Source organism: Rhizobacter sp. P3_B12, assembly GCF_056402895.1.
This window is the reverse complement of record NZ_JBFUGN010000643.1, coordinates 1-3,598: the sequence shown is the minus strand read 5'-3', so window position 1 is coordinate 3,598 and position 3,598 is coordinate 1. Positions and strand designations below refer to the sequence as shown.

Annotated in this window: 3 protein-coding genes and 1 pseudogene; all 4 read left to right on the top strand. The window is 70.8% G+C overall.

Going from position 1 to position 3,598, the window contains the following annotated elements; genetic code table 11:
- Window positions 1-867: aminotransferase class III-fold pyridoxal phosphate-dependent enzyme (locus tag AC1D01_RS25325; RefSeq protein WP_477871275.1), on the top strand; the 867-nt coding region annotated here is incomplete at its 5' end.
- 11 nt (window positions 868-878) lie between these two features.
- Window positions 879-2,024 carry an ABC transporter ATP-binding protein gene (locus tag AC1D01_RS25320; protein WP_477871273.1) on the top strand — a complete coding sequence of 382 codons (1,146 nt, stop codon included), beginning with the start codon at window positions 879-881 and terminating at the stop codon, window positions 2,022-2,024.
- Window positions 2,025-2,061: 37 nt separating this feature from the next.
- Window positions 2,062-3,087: an ABC transporter substrate-binding protein gene (locus AC1D01_RS25315; RefSeq protein WP_477871271.1), complete on the top strand. Its 1,026-nt coding sequence runs from the start codon at window positions 2,062-2,064 to the stop codon at window positions 3,085-3,087.
- A 7-nt stretch (window positions 3,088-3,094) separates the two neighbouring features.
- A pseudogene (locus AC1D01_RS25310) lies at window positions 3,095-3,598 on the top strand (ABC transporter permease); the annotation flags it as partial.

Genomic DNA, 3,598 nt, shown 5'->3' with positions numbered 1-3,598 from the left:
TACCACGGCCGCACCATGCTGACGCTCGGCCTGACCGGCAAGGTCGCGCCCTACAAGACCGGCTTCGGGCCGTTCCCGGGCGAGACCTTCCACGCGCTGTTCCCGAATGCGCTGCACGGCATCAGCGTCGACGACGCGCTGCGGTCGATCGAGACGATCTTCAAGAACGACATCGAGCCCGAGCGGGTGGCCGCCTTCATCGTCGAGCCGGTGCAGGGCGAAGGCGGCTTCCACGTCGCACCGCACGCGTTCATCGCCCGGCTGAAGGCGCTGGCCGAGCGCCACGGCATCCTGCTGATCGCCGACGAGGTGCAGACCGGCGCCGGACGCACCGGCACCTGGTTCGCGAGCGCGCAGTGGCCGGTGGCGCCGGACCTGATCACCACCGCCAAGTCGATGGCCGGCGGCTTTCCGATCGCCGGCGTGGTCGGCCGCGCCGACGTGATGGACGCGCCCGGCCCCGGCGGGCTGGGCGGCACCTATGCCGGCTCGCCGATCGGCTGCGCCGCGGCGCTGGCGGTGCTGAAGGTGTTCGACGACGAGCAGCTGCTCGAGCGCAGCCGGCAGCTGGGCGTTCGCCTGGTGGCCGGGTTGACGCGCATCGCGCGCGAGGTGCCGCAGGTGCGCGACGTGCGCGGGCTGGGCGCCATGGTGGCGATCGAGTTGTTCGACGGCGGCGACCTGGCCAGGCCGGCGGCCGAGCTGACGCGGCAGGTGGTGGCCGAGGCGGCCCGGCGCGGGCTCATACTGCTGTCTTGCGGCACGCATGGCAACGTGATCCGCGTGCTGGTGCCGCTGACGGCCGAGGACACGCTGGTCGACGAAGGCCTGCAGCTGCTGGCCGACAGTTTCGCCGCTCTGCGTTGAACGAGGTGCGCATGCCCGTGTTGTCCGAGCCCTCCCCCGTCCCTGCCGCGGTCGCGGCAACGGCCGAGCCGCTGGTGCGCTTCCGCGGCGTGCAGAAGACCTATGACGGCAGCCACCTGGTGGTGCGCCAGCTCGACCTGGACATCCGCCGCGGCGAGTTCCTGACGCTGCTCGGGCCGTCGGGCTCGGGCAAGACSACGACGCTGATGATGCTGGCCGGCTTCGAATCGCCGACCGCCGGCGACATCCTGCTGGACGGCAAGCCGATCACGCGCACGCCGCCGCAYAAGCGGCACTTCGGCATGGTGTTCCAGAACTACGCGCTGTTCCCGCACCTGACGGTCGGGCAGAACGTGGCCTACCCGCTGACGGTGCGCGGCGTGTCGCGCGACGAGCAGGCACGGCGCGTCGCGAAGGCGCTCGACATGGTGCGGCTGAACGGCCTGGCCGACCGCGCGCCGGCCCGGCTGTCGGGCGGCSAGCRGCAGCGSGTCGSGCTGGCGCGCGCGCTGGTGTTCGAGCCGCAGCTGGTGCTGATGGACGAGCCGCTGGGCGCGCTCGACAAGCAGCTGCGCGAGCACATGCAGATCGAGCTGAAGGAGTTGCACCGCCAGCTCGGCGTCACCTTCGTCTACGTGACCCACGACCAGGGCGAGGCGCTGACGATGAGCGACCGCGTCGCCGTCTTCAACGACGGCGCGGTGCAGATGCTGGCCCCGGTGGAGGCGATGTACGAGGCGCCGGCCAACCGCTTCGTCGCCGGGTTCATCGGCGACAGCACGGTCGTCAAGGGCACGCTGCGCGCGACCCACGCCGATGCCGGCGACGACCGCTGCGGCATGGCGCTGGCCGACGGGCGCGTGCTGACGGGCGTCAACGTCAACGGCGCGGCGGCCGGCGCGGCGGTCGAGGCCTGCATCCGGCCCGAGCGCATCCTGCTGCACGCGCAGGCGCCGGCCGGGCGCGGCAACCTGCTGCAGGCCCGCGTGGCCAGCGTCATCTACTTCGGCGACCACCTGCGGCTGCTGTGCACGCTCGGCGACGGCCAGGCGGCCGCCACCGTGAAGCTGCCGCTGTCGGGCGGCCTCGCGCCGCAGGCCGGCGACGCCGTCTGGCTGGAACTGCCGCCGGAGCACACCCGGATCTACCTCGTCTGATTCCCCACCCCCAAGCACCCCACGAAGGACCCACGTCATGAAGAAGAGCATCCTGAGCATCGCGCTGGTCGCCGGCTTTTCGCTGCCGGCCCTCGCGCAGCAGATCACCGTCGTCAACTTCGGCGGCGCGAACGCCAACGCGCAGAAGAAGGCCTACTACGAGCCGTTCGAGAAGACCGGCACCAAGGTCGTGCCGGTGGAGTACAACGGCGAGCAGGCCAAGATCAAGGCCATGGTCGAGACGAAGAAGGTGACCTGGGACGTGGTCGAGGTCGAGTCGCCCGACGTGGCGCGCGGCTGCGACGAAGGCCTGTTCGAGAAGCTCGACTACAGCAAGCTGGGCGGCAAGGCCGACCTGCTGCCGGCGGCCGTCAGCGACTGCGGCATCGGCATCTTCGTCTGGTCGACGGTGATGGCCTACAACGGCGACAAGCTGAAGGGCACGCCGGCCACCTGGGCCGATTTCTGGGACCTGAAGAAATTCCCCGGCAAGCGCGGCATGCGCAAGGGCGCGCGCTACAACCTCGAGTTCGCGCTGATGGCCGACGGCGTCAAGTCGGCCGACGTGTACAAGGTGCTGGCGACCAAGGACGGCGCCGAGCGCGCGTTCAAGAAGCTGACCGAGCTGAAGCCGAGCATCCAGTGGTGGGAGGCCGGTGCGCAGCCGCCGCAGTTCCTGGTGGCGGGCGACGTGGCGCTGACGACGGTCTACAACGGCCGCATCGATGCCGCCAACCGCGAAGGCAAGAACCTGAAGATCACCTGGACCGGCGGCATCTACGACCTGGATTACTGGGTGATCCCGAAGGGCACGCCGAACAAGGAAGCGGCGCTGAAGTTCATCGCGTTCGCCAGCACCCCGGACGCGCAGGCCGAGTACGCGAAGAACATCGCCTACGGCCCGACCAACACCAAGGCGCTGGCCAAGCTGGACGCCAAGGTGCTGGGCAACCTGCCGACCTCGCCGGCGAACTCGAAGGACGCGCTGCAGTTCAACCTGAAGTTCTGGGCCGACCAGGGCGAGGAGCTCGAGAAGCGCTTCGCGTCGTGGGCGGCACAGTAAGGGCCCCATGACGATCGCCCTGCGCCGCCAGCTCGCGCGTGCCGATCGCAGGCGCAAGCTGCGGGCGTTCTCGCTGACGCTGCCGCTGCTGGTCTTCCTGCTGCTGACCTTCCTGGTGCCGATCGCCGCGCTGCTCAAGCGCGCGGTCGAGAACCCGGAGGTCGCGACCGCGCTGCCACGCACCGTGGCCGCCCTGGGTGCGTGGGATCGCCAGTCGGTGCCGGCGCCCGAGGCCTTCGCGGCGCTGGTCGCCGACCTCGGCACCCTGCCCGACAGCTCGGACGCCGGGGCCGTGGCCCGGCGGCTCAACAGCGACGCGGCAGGCGCCCRCTCGCTGCTGATGGGCACCTACCGCGCCTTGCCGCTGGAAGGCGCCGCCGACCCCACGCAGGTCAAGGCGAAACTGCTGGCGCTCGACGAGCGCTGGTCCGAGCCGCGCTACTGGCAGGCGATCGCGAAGAACGGCTCGCGCTGGACGCCCGACTACCTGCTGGCCGCCGTCGACCTGCGG

Coding starts and splice junctions, on each gene's coding strand:
- AC1D01_RS25315 (WP_477871271.1), top strand. CDS start 2,062: ATGAAGAAGAGCATCCTGAGCATCGCGCTGGTCGCCGGCTTTTCGCTG.